Below are 19,005 nucleotides of genomic sequence, written 5' to 3'. Positions count from 1 at the left end.
GCAGCAGATACTTCATTCAAAATAAAAACTGCGCTCATTATAGCAATCACGACCCTCGCAGCCTCGCACTTCCCAGAAATCAATGCAATGCAATGCAATGGCTATAGCAATAGCCGGTTCCGCCGCCATCACAATGCGAGCACAGGTTGCGACCATGAAGACCACACGGTTCTGGTAGTAATGGCGAGTTCACATGCTCGGCAGACGTAGCACTTCTCTTTGAATTCAGAATCCGCTTATGGAGATGAATGCCTACAAGGAGCATTGCGTGCAATATGCAATGATTAAATTCATCGCCATATACTATAAATGCAATATAAAGATATTATCCAATAAATAAATATAATAGACACTGCACTGGCAAAAAAATTATTTTCAATGTCGAAATATGGGATATCTATTTTCATTTGCCAGCCACGACTGTGAGCAAAATTTTTTAAAATCCTCTCAGAAATAAAAAAAAGAAACGGCGCCAAAATCCCGATTATCACATAACCCCAATATTTATTATAAAAAGAATGGAATAAAACAATTCCAGGCGCTGCAATTGATAATAAAAATCTCAAGAGTGCTCTATGAAAAAAATTTGCCACCCCTCTGTCCAAGTAAAAATAAAAAAGCTCACCCCCGAAAAAAAGAGCTAGCGCCACCAAAATCTCAGCAAATATCAGCGGTGTCATTAAAAAAACCATCCCGAAAAGAAAAATATACCGAAATTAATGATCGAAAATGGCAAAAGATCTGTTATCGGACCAAATGAGATCAGAGAATTATAAAATACTGATGCAACACCTGAAAGCAGTATTGAAGCAAGCCCTTTTAGCGCCGTGAATGCAACCAAATTATTAAATTGGGTTTCATTTTTGACTTCACCCAATCCTTTGAGCAAGTTAAAGTAACTGGTAGCGGCACCAACAATAGCTAGTAGGCCACCGACGGGGCCAATTACCCCCGCCAGCAAGAGAGAACCAGCAAAGTAAGCAGAAATGACCAATAAGGAAATTGCAAAGATCACCAAAAGGAATCCCCCATTTTTACCCCCTTCAATGGTGTATCCCCCGGCCCCTGTGCTCGGATCAATGCTGACGAATCCCACTCCCGTCCACCCACTCTCCGTGATCGGGCTCTCGTGGATGGTCACCTCATACCCCGCGTCCAGCGACCGCTGCACCCGGCTCTGGGTGTCATGGCTGTGCGCCGACAGCGCCGTGTTCACGATGTCCGGGTTGTGGTTGTAAACCTTCTGCGTGATCGTATAAATCTTCTGCCCCTGCGCCGCCGCAATCCCCAGGGCCTTGACCGCGCTGATGCCCTGCGGGCAGTCGGATAGCCCCGTGACTGGACTGGAGCTGCCCGCCAGATTGCATTTCGCCGGGTCATTGAAGAACCGCTCGGGCACCGCGTGTTCCAGCGCGCTCATGTACTGGCCCCGGAGCCGGTTGTAGCTCACCCATTTCTTATCGTCGTTGTCCTTGGCCCAGCTGACGTTCCGGATGTGCCCGATATCGATGTTCACCCCAGGGAACGTCACCTTCCTCACCACGCCCCAGCTATAGGTCGGCTGGGCTAGGGCATGGAACAAGCCGTAGGACAGGCCCGGGGTTTCAACCATCCCGGCCTGATTCTGGCTCAGGCGGTTGTGGCTCTCCGCAGCTGCAAACCAGCTCCAGATCACGGCGGTGAGCAGGTCCCCACTGATTTGCTCGCCAGTCAGGTTCTGCAGCTGGTTGGCTTGCAGTTGGTTTTTGGTGTTCTCCAGCCTTGTCTTGAGGCTGTCCAGTTGCCTGGCGCTGATGCCCCCTGCGCTGATGCCGATGGCCGTGGCCTGGCCCGCCACGTGGCTTTGGTCCGGCGTCAGGTCCCACTGCGTGGGATCGTACAACTGGGTAAAGCCGCCCTGTCCTTGCAGATCCAATCCCATGGTGACCACGCCTGTGCCTTGTGCCACCACTTGCCCATCCAGGGTCATTTGCGGCTTCAGCTTGACGAGGTAGCCCGGCAGGCTGCTGGGCAGTTGGTCTGGGCGTATGGGGCTGCCGTCCGCATTGGGCTTGGGCAGAAAGCTTGCGATGAGGGCCGACGTGGCCTGGTCCGCAGGCACATAACTCAAGGTGAGGCGTTTGCTCCCCAGGCGGCTGGTGGGTGCCGTGTAGCTCAGCAGCTCATTGCCCCAACCGTCGCTCAAGCGGTAAGTGAACTGGTGCTGCAGGCCGGCCGGAACCGCAGTGCTCTGCTGGCCGGTCTGAATGATGGCCAGCGGGATGACACCGCTCAGCACGCTGTACATGGTCTGCGGAATGATCTTCCTGCCAATGATGTCGCCGACCGTGGCGTTGGGCTTTTGGGTGTCGATGTGGGTTTTCAGGCGGCTCTGGTAGGTGTCCAGTTGTCTCTGGATGGCGGCCTGGTTGAGGTTTTGTACCCAGCCTTCTTGCTCATTGACCGTGGCCCCGCTTTGGGCGGCATTCAGCAGCGCCTGCGCATCCAGTGGCACTGCGGCCTGCAGGTCCATGCCCGCGGCATAGGCGTATTGCTTGACGCTGGCATCCAGCGCCACCCAGGCATTCAACGCTCCATTGGGATGGTTGTGCTGGGAGGCCGTCGCGTTCTTGGCACCCCGCCCGGGCGCCCAGTTCACATAGGCCTGCACCCATGCGTGTTCGAAGCGGATGCTCTGGACCGTCCCGCCCTGCACGCTGCCCCGCGCTGCAATGCCGCCCTGGTTCATGAGTTGCAAAACGGCCTGTGCGTTGGATGCTCCACCCACCCAGTTCATGGCCTGCACGGCGGGGATTTCCACCGTGCCGAATTGATAGCGTGCAGGAATACCCGCTGCGCGCAGCAGCGCGATCTGCAGGCTGGCGATGTCGATGGCATTGCCGCGCTGCTTGTCCAGGGTGTCCTGCGCGCTCTGGATCGCTCCCCAGGTCGGCACCCATTCGATGGTGTTGCGCACCCAGTTCTGGATGGCAACGGGGTTGTTGCCCAGTTCCTGCGCCTTTGCGCGGACGGCGGCCGTGAGGGTGACTTCCGATGTTTCCGCCAAATCCTCGGGCGTGGGCGCTTGTCCGGGTTCTGGCGGGATGGTGAACTGCAAACCGAGGCTGTTTCCCCCGCCTGCCTGCGCAAGCTTCACCTGCTGTTTGCCATGCAGGTTCTGGAACCACGCGGTCTGGTTCCCGGCCGGCGGACGTTGATTGGGCTGCGGCGACCTCCAGGGTAATTTGCCAGGGTCTGCCGTTGCATGGGCACGGGCAGCCGGATACCGCTGGAAGTAGGCGTCCAGGGCTGCCAACGCGGCCACCCCGGGTGCCTGTCGCCAGGCACGAATCAAGTCGCGCAGTTCACCGGCACGCTTTTCCAGTTCCACCTGCGCCTGATCGTGGCGGGCCAGGATCTCCGCGCTCACGCCCTGTGCCTGGAGTTGCTGGCGCACCGAGGCAAAGTCGGCCAACACGGCATCGGTATCGGCATCGATCGCCGCCAGGAGTGCGCTGATCTGAGCCTGGTCTGCCTCGTTGGCTTGGTCAGCGGTCGGGGCGGCCTTTGCTGTTTGATTCCCGGCGTTGCCAAGCCTGGCGGTCGGGGCAGGCTGCCGCTCGGTCCGGGCTTTGACTTCTCTGAGCAGTTCGTGCACCCGGGTGAGATTGCGGCTCGTGCGCTCGGTCGCCAGCGCGCCGGGCGGCTGCGCCGCACGCGCTTGCTCCAGCTTGGCCTGCTCGATGCGTTGCTGCCATTGGGCCAGGCGCTGCATTTGCTGCTGGGCGGTCGCAGGGATGACAGGCGCGCCTTCCTGGGCCAGCACGCTCAAGGGTTGTAGCGCCAATGCCAGTTGCGCCGCCACTACGATGCGAGCCACAGGGCGCAGCCAGGGATGCCACGCGTTTCGGGGGTGTTGGAGTGCACTCATGCTCGGGGTCGCGTAATTCATGGTTCGCTTTGAAGGGGAGCGCGCGGGGACAAGCGACGGCGCGCAATGCCATGCATCGCCGCGGGCATCAGAAGCAGCAGCGCGAGCAGCCATTGCCAATCGAGAGGCACAGGCTGGATCTCGACAGGCGGCTGCCCGCCCGGGGCCATGAGCGTGAGGGTGGCTTGCGCCAGAGGTTGCTCGTTCCCTGCAATCTCGATGGTGGCGGCCACCGGCAGCACGCTGCCCGCGGTGCCTGCCGCGACCCAGTTCCAGCTGTACTGTCCACCTGCACCCACGGGCAATTGCACGCCGGTTTGGGTGAAGACAGCGATGGGTGTGCCGCTGGCGGGATCCAGTACGCGCACGCGCACCGTAGCCCCCGCGATGGCCGAGTTGCCGTTGTTGGCCAAACTCAGTTGCAGTGCCGATGAGGCGCCGACGATCACGGAAGCGGGGGCCGCACTGAGCTGGCCCGTGATGCCCACACCGCTTTGCAAGGCGTCCTGAACCACGAAGCTGGTGGTGTTGGACGCCAGTTCGACGTCTGCAAGGCCCGTCCGAGCGCTCGACTTGGCGCCCATGGCCATTCGGTTGCTCTTGTAGCTGGCCGAGCCGAAGAGCTGGATGCGCACCTGGTAGGAGCCTGGCATCAGGCTGCCGGCCTTGAGGTAGTAGCCGTACTTGCGCTGGCTGCGCGGACTGGCCTGGGCGATGTCCTCGGCATGGACGAGCACGACCTGCCCATCGGGCGCGATGACCTGCGTGATGGCACGCAGGTTTTCCTGCAGCAAATTGGCACTGAGATTGGCAACCCGCGAGTCGATGAACACGGTGTGCGCAGCGCTGTAGCGGCTGCGGTCCGTACTTGCGCGGGCGCTGTTGAGGCTGTTGTCTACCGCTCCTACCCCGGCACCCGCTTTCACGGCAAAGGAAGCGCTTGCACTGCCATAGACCAGGCCCTGAGAGGTGACGAGTTCCGCCCGGACCTGATAGTCGCCGGCGAGCACGGCAGCCACCGACCAAGGTGCCCGCACCTGTTCGGTGGTCGCCGGTTGCAGTTGGGCGGCCGTGCCGAGCGGCAACACGTCCACGGACTGGCCGGCCACATCCAGCACCGTCAGCCGCACGAGCGCGTCGCGGGCAAAGCTGCCCGCGTTGTGCACCATCGCTGTGAAGCTGGCAGTGTCCGCCTCGGTGTAGATCGGCTTGTCCGTGGCCACCGAGACAACCAGGTTGGTCGCGATGGCCCCCAGGTCGGCCGCTGCCACGTTGTTGCCGCGGTCGAAGTCCGAGAGGGTGTGCCTGCCCGTGCCATCGTCGTCGGCGACGATCCAAACGGTGCCCATGGCACTGAGTTGGGCCAAAGGCCGGGCGGGGACAATCGCCAGATCTTCGTAGGCGCCCGTTGGCAGCACGCTTCGCGTGACGCCTTGCGCCACCAGGGCTTGCGCCGCAGGCTGGCCCAGGGCGGGGTCGGTGTTGTAGACGGCGACCGGGGTGCCCGCGGGCACCTTGTAGGAGCCGGCATTGCCCACGCGCACGATGATCTGCGAAAGCGGCTGCGCTCCCTTGTCCACCACGCGCACGTAACTGGCCGTGATGTCCGCGACAGCCCGGGGGTCCGCATCCATGCGCCGGTTCAGCCGGAAGGTGTTGTGGCTCTTCCAGCTGGGCTCGGGGTCGCGGGGAACGCTCAGGTCATCGTTGATGTTGTTGATGCTGTACGCGTGCTGATTCCAGAGGGTGCGCGTGGGCACCCATGCGTTGTTGACATCTTCGAAAGCCCGAACGCCGTGGAAACGTGCTGTGGCATTGATGAGCCAACCGAAGTCGTTGGCCACCACCAGCATGTCCGAATGCCCATCGGCGTCCACATCGACGACCAAGGGATATTCCAAGGTCGTGTCCGATGTGTTTGGCTGCTCCCAGAGCACCTCGCCTGTCGGGCCCTTGAAGACGCGCAGCTTGATTTCATCGGCATAGAGCACTTCGGCCACCCCGTCGCCGTCGAAGTCGAAGACGGTCGAACCCGTGATCTGCGAAGACCAGTCCTGCGATGCCTTGCTCCACAGCAGCGATCCATCGCCCCGGAATACGGAATACGCGTTGGAGCCCGCCACGCCGATTTCCGGGATGCCGTCGCCATCCATGTCGGCAATGGTGGGCGGGCCGCCTGTTCCTCCGCCGGGTAGCGCGGTCGTCCAACGGACCTGCCCGTCCGCACCGATGAGCGAGATCTGGCCCGAATGAACGATGGCAATGGATGGTTGCCGGCTTGAATCGAAGGAGGCAACGGCGGTGTATCCATCCATGGGGGCCTGCCACACCAGCGTTCCATCGGCGGAATAGAGCGCGCCTCCGAAAATCACGTTGGCATTGCCGTGCCCCTGGATGTCGGCCGCGATGGGGATGGAAAAACCCCCGTTTCTTTCATAGGAAGTGCCGACATACGGACCATTGGCACGCCACTTGGTGGTGCCGTCGAAGTTCAGGACGGTGAGACCAAAAATGATCTCCGGCTTTCCGTCGCGATCGATGTCTGCCACATACGGCGCCCCCCACGGAGGAGAGCCGGAACTGGCAACGGTCACATCGGAAACCCACCACCGCTCGCCGGTGTGGCGGAAGGCCACGACGCGGTAGTCCCGAGTGATGGCGATGATCTCCGGCTTGCCATCGCCGTCGAGGTCCGCCAGCGCCAAGTTGGCAATCGCGGAAATGGAGTCGTCCCGGATGGACAACAGGTGCGAGCCGGTCTTGCCATCGACGACACGGATCGTCGCTGCGTTGTTGTACCCCAGCGATGCCGAGAACGACGTGAACGCCACGGCCGGCATGTCATCCCCATCCAGGCGCCCGTCGCCGTTGGTATCGACGATGCGCCCGACAACCGGCGCCATCATGACTTGGTTGTAATCGGGGTACGGCGAGTTGCTCCCATCCCAGTGCCACTTGAGTTTGGGCGAGAACGCTGCGGCCGAGGGAGTGAACAGCACATCTTGCGCGCTGGATCGCACGTTGTTGAGCTTGCTGCTCTCAGGAATGATCCCTGCGGGATCAACGATCACATGGATCGGTGCATCGCGGAAAGGCAGCATGCCCGCCACCACGATCTCGAGTGTTTGGGACTGCCCCGAAGCCAGCGCCGCCGGCAGCGTTGCCTGACCGAGCACGGCGTCCCTGCCCGGGTTGTATTCGCCATTACCGTCCATGTCCAGGAAAGCGAGCAACGGGACGCTCGCCGGGGCCGGCTGTGTGCCTGCGTTGCGTATCTGCACCTGCAGCGCACCAAGAACGCGCAACGTCTGCGGGTCGGTCTGCAAGGTGTGGCGCCTGACGGCCTGCACCTGCAGGTCCACGGCCAGCGCTGCTGTTTGCGGGGGACGCAAGCGCAGTTGTCCCAGGTCGCTGTTCTGTGCAGGCTGCAGCAAGTAGCCAGCCGTGACGCCCTCATAGCCTGCGGCCGTCACGGCGAGCTGCGCCGCGGATCCGTCCAGCCCGCCGAGTGCGAAGCGGCCATCGACCTGGCTCGCCGTGGTGCGCACGATGCCGGTGGTGGTCGTGGCGGACAGTTGCGCCGCTGCAATAGGCTGGCCGGTTCGCGCGTCCAGCACGATGCCGCTGAGGCTAGCGCCGTTGGCCTCTGGCGGGCTTTGGCTGCCCGCATGGAGCCTGGGGGAATACTGAACCGCCGTGTTGCTCTGTGAACTACAGGAGAGTCGGGTGTTGGCCTCGGCAGAGCTGTAGCCTGCTTGGCTGACGCTGATGCGTGTGTCGCCCGCAACCAGGCCAGCCAACACATAGGTGCCATCGGCATCCGTGATTGTCGTGCCGGTATTGACGCCGCTCAGAGCCACGGTGGCTCCGGCAACAGGCGTCGTGTCGGCAGCGTTGGTGACACGGCCGGTGATGCGGCAGTCGGTGGTGCTGCCCGAGCCGCCAGGCTGGCTGGGCACCAGGCCGGGGGAAAAGTCCAGGGTTTGCCCGGCCAATGCGTTGGCCTGGCCGGAGGCGTCGTAGTAGCCGGCCTTGCGGGCGATCACGCTGACGTTGCCGGGTGCGACACTGCTGATCAGGTAACGGCCTGCCGCGTCGGTGGTGGCGCTCAGCGATTGAGCAGCCACCGTGACGGTCACTGCACTCAGAGGCATTTCGCTGGCGGTGTCTTTGACGATCCCGCTGATGACCGCGGTGGCGCTGTTGCCTGGCACCAGCATCTGAAGGATACCCAGGTCCGTCACAAGGCCCGCGCGCAATGTGGCCGATGTCTGGACGGTGCTGTAGCCGGAGGTACTGGCAGTGAGGGTGTAGGCGCCGGGAACCAGTCCCGTCAGGTGAATCTGGCCCGAACTATCGCTCAATCCAAGGATGCCGCTGCTTGCCGGACCCGTGAGCTGCACTCCCGGGATGGGACTGCCATTGCGCGCGTCCACAAACTGCACGCGCAGCGCGGCCTGAGCCGGGTTGATGGCAGGGCGCTCGGCCAATGCAAGTGCGCGCAGGGCCAGTGCCGTGGTCCAGGGATCGTTGTTGCCCCACGCCCCGCTGGAACTTTGCGCTGCCAGCAACCATGCTTTTACGGATGGGCCCATGGTCGGCAGAGCGCCGCTGTAGGGGTGCACGGCTCCATAGATGAGCGCGGTGATGCCGGCATCGGACTGCCAATGTCCCGCCGGGTTAGCTTGACCCAGCAAATAAGCGGCTGCTCTGTCGGCGATGGCTGCCGCGACCACGGAGCGCTGACGGTGTTCCTGCAGACCACGCAGCACGGTGGCCGTGCTCAGCAGATCACCAACGCCACCCACGGTGAAGCTGCCGTTGGCGGCCTGTTGCTGTTGCAGCCAAGCCAGGGTGGGCTCAGCCTGGGTCGCGCTCCATTGGCCAGCCAGTGCTTGCAGTGCCCAGCCGGTATCCAGCGCATTGGTCCCGCTGAGGCTGTCATACATGGCGAAGCCGCCGGAGACCGAGCGCCGGCTTTGAAGTTCGGGGGTACGTGGAATCTGGCTTTGTTGCTGCTGCAACCATTGGGTGCATGCCAGCACCTCCGTCGCAGTCTCGGCCAATGGCGCTGCATCCAGCGCGGCCGTAAGCGATGCAGCTTTGGCGAGATCGGAAAATTCCAGCAGCGTCCGGGCTGCTTCACATTGGCTCTGGAGCGCAGTGGCAGAGCTTGAGGCGCCGGCCAGTTGGCCGTTCGCCTGCACCTGGGTCTGAAGCCATGCCAGGCCACTGGCAGTGCCTGACCAAGCCAGCCCGCAACATGTCGATATCAGAGCAAAGCACAGCCAATACCGCACGGCTCTGGCCGCGCGGTCGATTCCCGTCACACACATTGGAGATCCTCTTGTCTCTCACCATGCGCATGAAAAGCGTCGCCGGTCGACCCTGAGCCAACCACCTCCCCCAATCGCAGATGCAGAGTCGTTGCAATTTTTTATTGCGGCGGATGCTAACCATAACGATTGCAATCATCTGTGACAAATTGTGGTTGACACCGATTCGCGACAAAGCACCGCTTTCTGTTCACCCCCCGCCGTGACGATGGAATGCCCAAATGCCTCAATCATTGGCTTTCACGACATCCAGGGTGATGCGCAGCCACGCAGAGGCAATCTTCTGGTCACTACATGCCGGGTCGATTCAAGCGACAACCTTTGCAGAACCAAAGCGCCACTGCGTTTCGGGCCACTGCGGCCCAAGAGCCATTGAAACGCAAAGGGCGGCCGGGGCCCGAGGGTTGTGCGGGCCGCCCTTCACCGATGGGGGTGAAAAGTGCCTCCAGCGCAATTGGAACTAGGGCATAACGCTATATTTTCAATAGCAATCCGCACGGACGTGCGGGGATCAGCCAAAGCCTGCAGCCAGCACCCCGCGCGCCTCGCGCACGAAGTCCGACTCCCCGGCCCGGGGCGGCAGCAGATAAAAGCCCGCCTGCGGCAAGGCCGGCAGGCCGTGCGGCGCCGGCAGCACCCGCACGCCGGGGCACAGCGCCGAGGCATTGAGGCAGGCCACGCCCAGGCCCGCCGCCAGCGCCGACTGGAGCCCCGCCACGCCCGAGGCGAGCAGCGCGATGCGATAAGGCACCCGGCGGCGTTCCAGCAGCGCCACGGTGAACTGGTGCAGCGAACAGCTGTCGGGCAGCGCGAGCAGGCGCAGCGGCTCGCCCCGCACGCGCGTGACGCCGGGGGCGGCCATCCAGTGCAGGGCCTCCTGGCGCAGCAGCGACGCCTTGGCCGCGGCGGCATTGGCGGCAGGCCGTGCGCGGGCCGCGCCGGCCGCCGTGCGCGCGGCGGGCAAGGCCATGGTCAGCCCCACGTCGAACTCGCCGCTGGCATAGCCCGCTTCGACCAACCCGCTTTTCTGCACCGTGACCTGCAGCCGCACCTGCGGGTACTGCGCCTCCACCCGCGCCAGCAGGCCCGCCAGATCGGCCGGGCGGAAGTAATCGGTGACCCCGAGCCGCAGCGTGCCCTACAGCGCCACGCCGTGCAGATCGCGCCAGGCCGCTTCGCTCAGCGCGAGCAGCTGGCGCGCATGGCCCAGCAGCCGCTCGCCCGCCGCCGTGGGCGCCACGCCGGCCTTGGAGCGCAGCAGCAGCGACTGGCCGGCCTGCTCTTCGAGCTTGCGCAACTGCTCGCTGACGGCCGACTGCGACAAAAACACCCGCGGCGCGCCAGCCGTGAGGCTGCCCGCGTCGATCACGGCGGCGAAGGTGCGAAGCTGGTCGAGGGGAAAGGCGTGCATGGCGCAGTGCATCCAACGGAATAACCGATGGATGGTATCCATGAATCCCGCTTTTCAGGACGGTGGATGCGGCGAAAAATCACGGCATCCCTTCAACGAGCACCCGCACCATGCCCCACATCGCCATCCACCTGTCCGGCCCCGCCGATGCCGCCCTGGCCCGCCGCGCGACCGCGGCCGTCGCCGACATCACCCAGAACGTACTGGGCAAGGCTCTGCCCGTGATCGCCACCACGGTGCAGTTCATCGCGGCCGACCAATGGTTCATCGGGGGCGTCTCGCTGGCCGAGCTGGGCCAGACCGCCTTCCACCTGGACATCAGCATCACCGACGAGACCAACACCAAGGCGGAGAAGGCGCGCTACCTGCGCGAGATCCATGCCGCGTTCGCCGGCCTGCTGCCCCGCCTGCACGAGGTGAGCTACATCCACCTGATCGATGCCCGCGCGGCCGCTTACGGCTACGGCGGACGCAGCCAGGAATGGCGGCACCAGCAGGCCGGCGTATAGCGGCGCGGTGCAGGTGCTGCCACGCCCTGCGGCGGCAGCGTCAGCGCATCGGGATGACGAACACCCGGCGGCGCGCCTCGCAGCCCGGGCCGTCGTAAGGTGTGCTGTCGCGCTCCCAGCCCGGCCCTGGCGACACCTGGGCGCAGACGCGCTTGCCATCGACCTTGCTGCGCCAGAAGTACCACGGCGCGGGCGCGGCCCCCGCAGTGCCGGCCAGGCATGCGGCTGCCAGCAGCGCGGCGCCGCAACGCAGGACGAAGGCGCCGGCCGGGCGGGTGCGGAAATCGGGAAGCGACGAAGTCATGGCGTGTCTTTGACATGGCTGTTGAGCATGGACGGGGCGCAGCCTGCGGCGCCGCCCCGTTGCCATTCTGAGGGCCCGTGCCTCAATCCACGGGCGCCGAGACGATCCAGCCCTCCAGCGGGTCCAGCCCCGGCGGCAGGCCGTACAGCGCATCGCCCTGCCGGTGGCGCTGCTCCGCCCAGGCGGCCTGCACCAGGCACAGCACGGCGTCCAGGCGGTCGCCGCTGGCGTCGTCCACCAGCGCATCGCGCTGCGCGTGCGTGAGCTTGAGCCGCAGCCCCAGCCGGGTGGCGCCGTTCTCCAGCGCCGTGACCAGGTCCTTGCGGGCGATGAGGCGGTCGGGCGTCTGCTTGGCGCGGTCGTCGCTCTTGTAGCTGCGCCGGGCCAGGATCTCGCGCGCCAGCAGGCCGGGGTAGGCCTCCAGCGCCACGCGGGCCGGATCGCCCGCATGCAGGCCGGGCAGGTGCACGCCGGCATCCAGCAGCAACGGCACGCCCGCGTGCAGCATGTAGGCGACGGGCGGGTTGACCCACTTCATCGACGGGCTGGAGCCCGCCGGCCCGTCAGCGGCCCGGTGGGCGAACTTGGCGCCCGCCGGGCGCGCATCGCAGAATGCCGCGAAGGTGTCGCGGATCTGCGCTCGGCTCAGGCTCCGGTAGTGCTGCATGCTGGCATGCCAGGTGAGCGGCCAGCCCAGGTGCGCCAGCAGCTCGCGCGGCAGGCCGAACGGCAGGTCGAACCCGCCCACCCAGGTGCGCGGCTCGGCCAGCCAGCGTCCGAAGCCCGCCAGCGTGTCGAAGGTCTCCAGCCCCGAAAGCACCACGCGCGTCCCGGCCAGTTGCCCGCTGGCGACCACGATGGGTTTGCGCCGGCTGGGGCTGCTGGAGAAATCGCAGCCGATCAGCATCGGCAGTGGCGGCTCGGCGCTGGCACCCGCATCCATGCCCTACCCCAGCGCCAGGGCGGTGACGCCCGCCGCGATCAGCACCGCGCCCGCGATGCGCGCGGCCCGGTCGCCCTCACCCAGCAGGTGGCCGCCGATGAGAGCGGCGAACAGCATCGACACCTCGCGCGCCGGCGCCACGTGCGACAGCGGCGCCTCCTGCATGGCGTACAGCACCAGCACGTAGGCCACCGGGCTCACCGCCGCCACCAGCAGGGCGAAGCGCCACTGCACCCGCCAGAGCACGCGCGCGGCCGGCAGGTCGCGCAGCACCACGGGCGCGAGCACCGCCACCCGCACGAAGTTGCCCATGTAGTCCACGAGGATGGGCGACATGCGCAGCACCTTCACCGCGTAGCCGTCCACCACCGTGTAGCTGGCGATGAACGCGCCGGTGAGCACGCCGTAGCGGATGCCCGCATGCACCCGCTGCCGCGCGGCCGGGTCGTGCGCGGCGCGCAGCAGCGCGGGGCCGCCGGCGATGAGGAACACCCCGCCCACCACGCCCGCGATGCCCAGGCCCCCGAGCAGCGAGATCTGCTCGCCCAGGAACGTGATGGCGACGAGCGACGACATCAGCGGCCCCGAGCCGCGCGCGAGCGGGTACACCACGGTCAGGTCGGCCTGGCGGTAGCCGCGCAGCAAGATGACGTAGTACGCCACGTGCAGCAGCCCGCTGGCCACGACGAAGCCCCATTCCCTGGCGCCCCATTCGGGCACGGCATCGCGCCCGAGCCACCAGCCCAGCGGCGCCCAGCCCAGCATCATCAGCACCGAGGTGAAGAAGGCAAAGCGCGAATCGCCGCCCGCTTTCTTGGCCGCGATGTTCCAGCATGCGTGGATGAGCCCGGCCAGCAGGATGAGGGCGAAGGCGTTGAAGGTCACGGTGGTGAAACGGGGGAGAGGAAGCCTGAATGCAGAAGGCCGCAGCGCATGGCGCCTGCGGCCTCGGAAGACGGGTGGGGGACGGGGGAGGCAGGCCCGCCTAGGCGCGGCCGATGATGGACGCCGTGGCCATCAGTTCTTCCAGCAGCGCGAATGACACGCGGCCCGACACCGAGTACGGGTCCAGCTCGGGCTTTTCGGAGTATTTGAGCAAGATGGAATGGTTGATCCGGGTCAGGTTGACCTGGCCCATGGTCCAGCCGCCGAAGCGGCGCTCGTGGATCTCCTCGAAGTGCAGCAGCTCCACGTCCTTGTGCCGCGGGTCCTTCTGGATGTGGCCGTACAGGGCGCTCACCGCGGCGCGGCCGCCCTCGATCGCCTGCAGGAACACGCCCCCGCCGTAGCAGAGCACGCCGGTGATGCCGCAGGTGGGGTTGTGCTGGCGCGACTGGCTGAGGATGGCTTCGATGGCGTCGGGCGAGGTGTCCACGGCGCGGCTGGCGTAAAGCAGTCGGACGAGCATGTCAGTTCCTTCCGGGAATGAGCGAGAGGAATTCGCGGCGCAGGGCCGGGTCCTTGAGGAACACGCCGCGCATGACGGAGTTGAGCATCTTGCTGTCCATCTCGCGCACGCCGCGCCAGGACATGCAGAAGTGGCTGGCCTCCATCACGATGGCCAGGCCGTCGGGCTGGGTCTTTTCCATGATGAGGTCGGCCAGCTGCACCACGGCCTCTTCCTGGATTTGGGGGCGGCCCATGACCCAGTCCACCAGCCGCGCGTATTTGGACAGGCCGATGACGTTGGTGTGCTCGTTGGGCAGCACGCCGATCCAGATCTTGCCCATCACGGGGCAGAAGTGGTGGCTGCAGGCGCTGCGCACGGTGATCGGGCCGACGATCATCAACTCGTTCAGGTGCTCGGCGTTGGGGAACTCGGTGATGGCCGGCTGCTGCGCGTAGCGGCCCTTGAAGACCTCGTTGAGGTACATCTTGGCCACGCGCCGCGCGGTGTTCTGGGTGTTGTGGTCGGTCGCCGTGTCGATGACCAGGCTGTCGAGCACGCCCTGCATCTTGGCCTCGACCTCGTCGAGCAGCAGTTCCAGCTCGCCGGGCTCGATGAACTCGGCAATGTTGTCGTTCGCATTGAAGCGCTTGCGTGCCGCGGCCAGCCGTTCGCGGATTTTGACGGAAACGGGCGTGCCCTCTTCGGGCGGCGCGTCGTTCGATTCGGCGGCGAGTTGTCTGAACATGGGCGGCATCGTACCAGCGAATGCCCGCCCCGGCTTGCTGAGTGTTTTTGGCCCCCAGCGCATATTTTTCTAGGGCGTATAGCTATAAAAATAATAGCACCAAACCCAAGCCGCACCGGCTCAGTAGCGGTTGCCGGTCACCCAGAGCGCGGCGCGCATGATGGCGAAGGCGATGCGGTCCAGCGCGCGCTGGCGCCAGGGGCGCTCGGCGTAGGCGCGCGGGTCCATGCGCTGGCCGGCATGCTCCATGGCGTGCACCAGGCGTTCGCGCAGGTCGGCGGCGAAGCCCGCGTCCTCGATCACCACGTTGGCCTCGCGCGCCAGCAGCAGCGACAGCGGGTCCAGGTTGGACGAGCCCACGGTGGCCCAGGGGTGTTCGCCCAGCGCATCGACCACCGCCACCTTGGCGTGCAGAAAGCTGGGCGAATACTCGTGGATCTCCACGCCGGCCTTGAGCAGCGCGCCGTACACGGGCCGGGCCGCGTGGTACTGCATGAAGTATTCGTAGCGCCCCTGCAGCAGCAGGCGCACGCGCACGCCGCGGCGCGCGGCCAGCACCAGCGCGCGGCGCAGCTTGCCGCCGGGCACGAAGTAGGCGTTGGCGATGATGATCTCGTGCCGCGCGTTGGCGATGGCGCGGCGGTAGGCGCGTTCGATGCGGCTGCGATTGCGCAGGTTGTCGCGCAGCACCAGCGCGGCCCGCATACGGGGCCCCGCGTCGTCCGCGTCCTGCTGCGCGCGCCGGGCCCGGGCGGCCGCGCGCAGGTCGCGCAGCGCATCGGCCAGGCGGTGGCGGCGCGCGTCGCGCACCGCCTTGAGCCGCCACCACACGTGCTGCATGGCCTCGTCGGCCTGCTCCACCAGCCGGCCCTCGGCACGCACCGCGAAATCAAAGCGCGGGGCTTCCAGCACGCCGTGGTTGGGGTCGTGCAGGTCGTCCAGCACGTTGATGCCGCCGCAAAACAGCACGCAGCCGTCCACCACGCACAGCTTGCGGTGCAGCCGGCGCCAGCGGTGCGGCAGCAGCAGGCCCAGCGTGCCGACCGGCGAATACACCTGCATCTGCACGCCCGCGGCCTGGAAGCGCTCGGGCCACGGGCCGGGCAGCGAGCCGGTGCCCACGCCGTCCACCACCAGGTGCACGCGCACGCCGCGTTCGGCCGCGCGCACCAGCGCCTCGGCAATGGCGGCGCCGGTGCCGGTGCAGTCAAAGATGTAGGTCTCGAACTGGATGTCGGACGTGGCGGTGTCCATGTCGGCCACGAGGGCCGCGAACAGCTCCTCGGACCCCTGCAGCAAGCGGACGCGGTGGTCCGCGCCGAGCACGGCGGCATGCGACATGGCTCAAAGCCCCCCGCGGCTCACAGGCGGAACTCGGCGATGAGCGGCAGGTGGTCCGACATGCGCCACCAGATGCGCCCGCGCGGCACGTGCAGGCCGAGCGGCGTGAGCCCGCGCACGTACACGTGGTCGAGCTGCACCATGGGCAGGCGCGCCGGGTAGGTGAAGGTGCGGGGCGCCTCCTCGTACTCGTACAGCCCGCAGGCCGCCAGCGCGCGCTTGACCTGCAGGCCCCAGTCGTTGAAATCGCCGGCCACCACCAGCGGCTCGTCCGGCGGCACCTCGCGGGCGATGAAACGCTGCAACTGCGCCACCTGGCGCACGCGGCTGCCGGGGATCAGGCCCAGGTGCACCACGATGGCATGCACGCGGCGGCCGTGGATCTCGACCTCGACATGCAGCAGGCCGCGCTGCTCGAAGCGGTGGTCGGAGATGTCCTCGTGCCGGTGCCCGATCACCGGCCAACGCGACAGCAGCGCATTGCCGTGCTCGCCATGGCGGGTGACGGCGTTGGTGCGGTACACCGCCTCGTAGCCCTCGGGCGCCAGGAACTCGGCCTGGGGCATGTCGGGCCAGCGCTGGAAGTACTGCTGCTCGCGGCGGTGCATCTTGCGCACCTCCTGCAGGCAGACGATGTCGGCGTCGAGCTGCTCGACGGCATGGCCCAGGTTGTGGATCTCCAGGCGGCGGGCTGGGCCCAGGCCCTGTACTCCCTTGTGGATGTTGTAGGTGGCAACGCGCAGGATGTCGGAGGGGTCCATGGCGCGATTGTGTCGCAGGCGCGCGTCGTTCCGGTGTCAGCCTGCGGGAAGGGGCTTTTTTCCACCCTCGGGCCCGCGCCGCCCGGCCTACACTGTGCTCTTTGCTCAACGGGACGCGCGCCGCACCGCCATGGCCACCGCCAAAGAACCAGACTCCACGGAATCCCAGGCGCTGGTGATCGACAGCAACGCGACCTCGCGCAGCATCCTGGTGGCGCAGCTGCGCGAGTACGGCATCCACCGCGTGGTGCAGTGCAGCAGGGTGCAGGACGCGCGCAGCCGGCTGGAGCACACCGTGTTCGACTACGTGCTGTGCGAGCAGTATTTCGCCGAATCCGGGCAGTCCGGCCAGACGCTGCTGGACGACCTGCGGCGCGCCCAGATGCTGCCGTTTTCCACCGTGTTCTTCATGGTCACCGCCGAGGCCTCCTACGCCGCCGTGGCCGAGGCGGCGGAATCCGCGCTGGACGGCTACCTGCTCAAGCCCTTCACGCCCAGCGCGCTGTTCGAGCGGCTGGGCCTGGCGCGCCTGCGCAAGACGCACCTGCGCCCGATCTTCGATGCCATCGGGCGGGAAGACTTCGAGGCCGCCGCGCAGCTGTGCGTGGAGCGCTTCGAGGCGCGCAAGCCCTACTGGCTGTATGCCGCGCGCATCGGCACCGAACTGCTGCTGCGCTTGGCGCGGCACGACGAGGCCCGCACCCTGTTCGAGGCGGTGATCGAGGCGCGCGCCCTGCCCTGGGCCAAACTGGGGGTGGCGCGGGCGCAGATCGAGTCCGGCCAGGCGCCGCGGGCCATCACCACCTTGCAGGGCCTGATCGGGGAGGACGCCTCGTTCGCCGACGCGTATGACGTGCTGGGGCGCGCGCAAGTCGAGATGGGCCATTTCGAGGACGCCATGGCCACCTACCGCACGGCCAGCGGCCTCACGCCGGACTCGGTGGTGCGGCTGCAAAAGCTCGGCATGATGGCCCACTACATGGGCGACCGCGAGACGGCGGCCAAGGCCCTGTCGCGCGCCGCGGTGCTGGGCATCGACTCCAAGCTGTTCGACTACCAGTCGCTGGTGCTGCTGGCCTTCGCGCACTTCGCGGGCAACGACCGCAAGGGCCTGGAGCGCTGCATGGCCGACTTCGTGCGCATCCTGGAGCGCCATGGCGACAGCCGCCGCGTGCAGCGCTTCAGCGAAATCGTGGCGGCGCTGCAGCAGATCCAGCAGCGCCAGTTCGCCCAGGCCGTGGCGGGGGTGCGCTCCATGGCGCGCGAGATCGGCATCGGCGATTTCGACTACGAAGCCGCCTGCAACCTGAGCAGCCTGCTGGCCGTGCTGGCGGCCACCTCGATCGACCTGCAGGAGGGACCGGCGTGGGTCACCGCCATCGGCATGCGCTACGCCAACACGCGCGGCCTGTGCGAGCTGATGGCCAATGCCTGCCTGGTCCACCCCGACTACTCGGACATCGTGCGCGGCTGCCTGCCCCAGATCAACAAGGCCGCCGAGAACGCGGTGGCGCTCAGCCTGTCGGGCGATCCCGGCGGCGCGGTGGCGCAGTTGCTCGAAGCGGCAGGCACCACGCTCAACACCAAGCTGCTGGACCTGGCGCAGCAGATGCTGACCCGGCACGCCGCCCGCATCGACGACGCTGCAGCGCGGCAAGCGGCCATCGACGCCCTGCGCTCGCGCTGCGGCCCGACCACGCCGCGCGCCGTGCTGGGCCAGGCCACCGAAAGAAAGCCGGGCGAGCTGGTGCTGCGCACGTCCAGCGCCGCCAGCACGCCCGCCGCCACGCCCGCCTCGCCTTCGTCACCCGCCTCGCCACTGCCCGAACCGGCCGATCTCGCGGCGGTGCTGCGCCTGCGGCCGATGTAGCGCTGGCCGGGAGGCCGCGGTCAGGCGGGCGGCGTGAACCGGGGCAGCATCAGGCACGCCTCGGCATTGGAGGGCGAAAAGCAGGCCAGCGCCGCATCGCGCCAAGGCAGCCAGCGCCACGCCACATGCTCGCGCGGGCTCAGCACCACCGGCATGCCCTGCGGCACGCACAGGCCGAACAGCCGCTCGCGGTTGCGCACCACGCCCGGCGCGTAGCGATGCAGCCACTGCGGCCAGATGTCGTAGACGTTTTCCAGCGCCCAGTCGGTCAGCACGCAGCCGGGGGCGCGGGCATCGATGCCGGTTTCCTCGCGCACTTCGCGCACCGCCGCATCCTCGAAGGGCTCCTCGGGCCAGTCCTTGCTGCCGGTGACCGACTGCCAGTGGTCGCCACCGCCCGCCCGGTGGATCAGCAACACATCCAGCGCCGGGGTGTGGACCACCACCAGCACCGACTCGGGGATCTTGAACGCGCCCGGCAACGG

At 66.2% G+C, this 19,005-nt stretch carries 13 protein-coding genes and 1 pseudogene; 2 read left to right on the top strand and 12 right to left on the bottom strand.

Translation table 11 applies throughout. From position 1 onward, the window contains the following. Nucleotides 1–290: 290 nt before the first annotated feature. From AVTE2539_RS02510 to AVTE2539_RS02495, 4 genes and pseudogenes are all read right to left on the bottom strand, one after another. Nucleotides 291–680 (bottom strand): hypothetical protein, encoded by a 390-nt coding sequence (locus AVTE2539_RS02510; RefSeq protein ID WP_284408239.1) that lies wholly within the window; start codon nucleotides 678–680, stop codon nucleotides 291–293. Beyond that, complete coding sequence (locus tag AVTE2539_RS02505; RefSeq protein ID WP_284408238.1) at nucleotides 680–3,931, bottom strand: transglutaminase domain-containing protein; 3,252 nt, start codon at nucleotides 3,929–3,931, stop codon at nucleotides 680–682. Before AVTE2539_RS02505 ends, AVTE2539_RS02510 begins: the two co-directional genes overlap by 1 nt. After that, nucleotides 3,928–9,240 (bottom strand): carboxypeptidase regulatory-like domain-containing protein, encoded by a 5,313-nt coding sequence (locus AVTE2539_RS02500; RefSeq protein ID WP_284408237.1) that lies wholly within the window; start codon nucleotides 9,238–9,240, stop codon nucleotides 3,928–3,930. The genes AVTE2539_RS02505 and AVTE2539_RS02500 overlap by 4 nt, the downstream gene beginning before the upstream one ends. Before the next feature lie 517 nt (nucleotides 9,241–9,757). Next, nucleotides 9,758–10,657: pseudogene (locus AVTE2539_RS02495) on the bottom strand (LysR substrate-binding domain-containing protein). 110 nt (nucleotides 10,658–10,767) lie between these two features. Between AVTE2539_RS02495 and AVTE2539_RS02490 the strand changes: the two are divergent. After that, complete coding sequence (locus AVTE2539_RS02490) at nucleotides 10,768–11,166, top strand: 4-oxalocrotonate tautomerase (RefSeq protein ID WP_284393805.1); 399 nt, start codon at nucleotides 10,768–10,770, stop codon at nucleotides 11,164–11,166. Between the two features lie 40 nt (nucleotides 11,167–11,206). Here AVTE2539_RS02490 and AVTE2539_RS02485 read toward each other — a convergent pair whose 3' ends face one another. From AVTE2539_RS02485 to AVTE2539_RS02455, 7 genes are all read right to left on the bottom strand, one after another. Next, a complete protein-coding gene (locus tag AVTE2539_RS02485) occupies nucleotides 11,207–11,470 on the bottom strand; it encodes a hypothetical protein (protein WP_284408236.1) in 264 nt (87 codons plus the stop codon). A gap of 82 nt (nucleotides 11,471–11,552) precedes the next feature. After that, nucleotides 11,553–12,413, bottom strand: coding sequence for a DUF429 domain-containing protein (locus AVTE2539_RS02480; protein WP_284408235.1), 861 nt, complete (start codon nucleotides 12,411–12,413; stop codon nucleotides 11,553–11,555). Nucleotides 12,414–12,416: 3 nt separating this feature from the next. Beyond that, a complete protein-coding gene (locus tag AVTE2539_RS02475) occupies nucleotides 12,417–13,298 on the bottom strand; it encodes an EamA family transporter (protein WP_284405502.1) in 882 nt (293 codons plus the stop codon). 100 nt (nucleotides 13,299–13,398) lie between these two features. Continuing rightward, nucleotides 13,399–13,821: a BLUF domain-containing protein gene (locus AVTE2539_RS02470; RefSeq protein WP_284408234.1), complete on the bottom strand. Its 423-nt coding sequence runs from the start codon at nucleotides 13,819–13,821 to the stop codon at nucleotides 13,399–13,401. A 1-nt stretch (nucleotide 13,822) separates the two neighbouring features. Beyond that, the gene (gene folE, locus AVTE2539_RS02465; RefSeq protein ID WP_272565459.1) at nucleotides 13,823–14,548 is read right to left on the bottom strand and encodes a GTP cyclohydrolase I; all 726 of its coding nucleotides are present in this window, start codon (nucleotides 14,546–14,548) and stop codon (nucleotides 13,823–13,825) included. A gap of 120 nt (nucleotides 14,549–14,668) precedes the next feature. Further along, nucleotides 14,669–15,889 carry a cardiolipin synthase ClsB gene (gene clsB / locus AVTE2539_RS02460; RefSeq protein WP_284408233.1) on the bottom strand — a complete coding sequence of 407 codons (1,221 nt, stop codon included), beginning with the start codon at nucleotides 15,887–15,889 and terminating at the stop codon, nucleotides 14,669–14,671. Nucleotides 15,890–15,909: 20 nt separating this feature from the next. After that, on the bottom strand, nucleotides 15,910–16,650 hold the full coding sequence (locus tag AVTE2539_RS02455) for an endonuclease/exonuclease/phosphatase family protein (protein WP_284405500.1): 741 nt from the start codon (nucleotides 16,648–16,650) through the stop codon (nucleotides 15,910–15,912). Between the two features lie 130 nt (nucleotides 16,651–16,780). Here AVTE2539_RS02455 and AVTE2539_RS02450 point away from each other — a divergent pair, with 130 nt between their 5' ends. After that, nucleotides 16,781–18,520: a response regulator gene (locus AVTE2539_RS02450; RefSeq protein WP_284405499.1), complete on the top strand. Its 1,740-nt coding sequence runs from the start codon at nucleotides 16,781–16,783 to the stop codon at nucleotides 18,518–18,520. Nucleotides 18,521–18,540: 20 nt separating this feature from the next. Here AVTE2539_RS02450 and nudB read toward each other — a convergent pair whose 3' ends face one another. Further along, nucleotides 18,541–19,002, bottom strand: coding sequence for a dihydroneopterin triphosphate diphosphatase (nudB, locus tag AVTE2539_RS02445; protein ID WP_284405498.1), 462 nt, complete (start codon nucleotides 19,000–19,002; stop codon nucleotides 18,541–18,543). Nucleotides 19,003–19,005: the final 3 nt, after the last annotated feature.

Source organism: Acidovorax sp. SUPP2539 (assembly GCF_030158975.1).
In the GTDB taxonomy this organism is placed as follows: domain Bacteria; phylum Pseudomonadota; class Gammaproteobacteria; order Burkholderiales; family Burkholderiaceae_C; genus Paracidovorax.
The sequence above is the reverse complement of the archived record's forward strand: the minus strand, read 5'-3'. Positions and strand labels throughout refer to the sequence as shown.

Bases quoted from the DNA above. Each gene is read 5' to 3' on its own strand.
- AVTE2539_RS02490 (WP_284393805.1), top strand. From the start codon at position 10,768: ATGCCCCACATCGCCATCCACCTGTCCGGCCCCGCCGATGCCGCCCTG.
- AVTE2539_RS02455 (WP_284405500.1), bottom strand. From the start codon at position 16,650: ATGGACCCCTCCGACATCCTGCGCGTTGCCACCTACAACATCCACAAG.
- AVTE2539_RS02450 (WP_284405499.1), top strand. From the start codon at position 16,781: ATGGCCACCGCCAAAGAACCAGACTCCACGGAATCCCAGGCGCTGGTG.
- AVTE2539_RS02470 (WP_284408234.1), bottom strand. From the start codon at position 13,821: ATGCTCGTCCGACTGCTTTACGCCAGCCGCGCCGTGGACACCTCGCCC.
- folE (WP_272565459.1), bottom strand. From the start codon at position 14,548: ATGTTCAGACAACTCGCCGCCGAATCGAACGACGCGCCGCCCGAAGAG.
- AVTE2539_RS02480 (WP_284408235.1), bottom strand. From the start codon at position 12,413: ATGGATGCGGGTGCCAGCGCCGAGCCGCCACTGCCGATGCTGATCGGC.
- clsB (WP_284408233.1), bottom strand. From the start codon at position 15,889: ATGTCGCATGCCGCCGTGCTCGGCGCGGACCACCGCGTCCGCTTGCTG.
- AVTE2539_RS02485 (WP_284408236.1), bottom strand. From the start codon at position 11,470: ATGACTTCGTCGCTTCCCGATTTCCGCACCCGCCCGGCCGGCGCCTTC.
- AVTE2539_RS02505 (WP_284408238.1), bottom strand. From the start codon at position 3,931: ATGAATTACGCGACCCCGAGCATGAGTGCACTCCAACACCCCCGAAAC.
- AVTE2539_RS02510 (WP_284408239.1), bottom strand. From the start codon at position 680: ATGACACCGCTGATATTTGCTGAGATTTTGGTGGCGCTAGCTCTTTTT.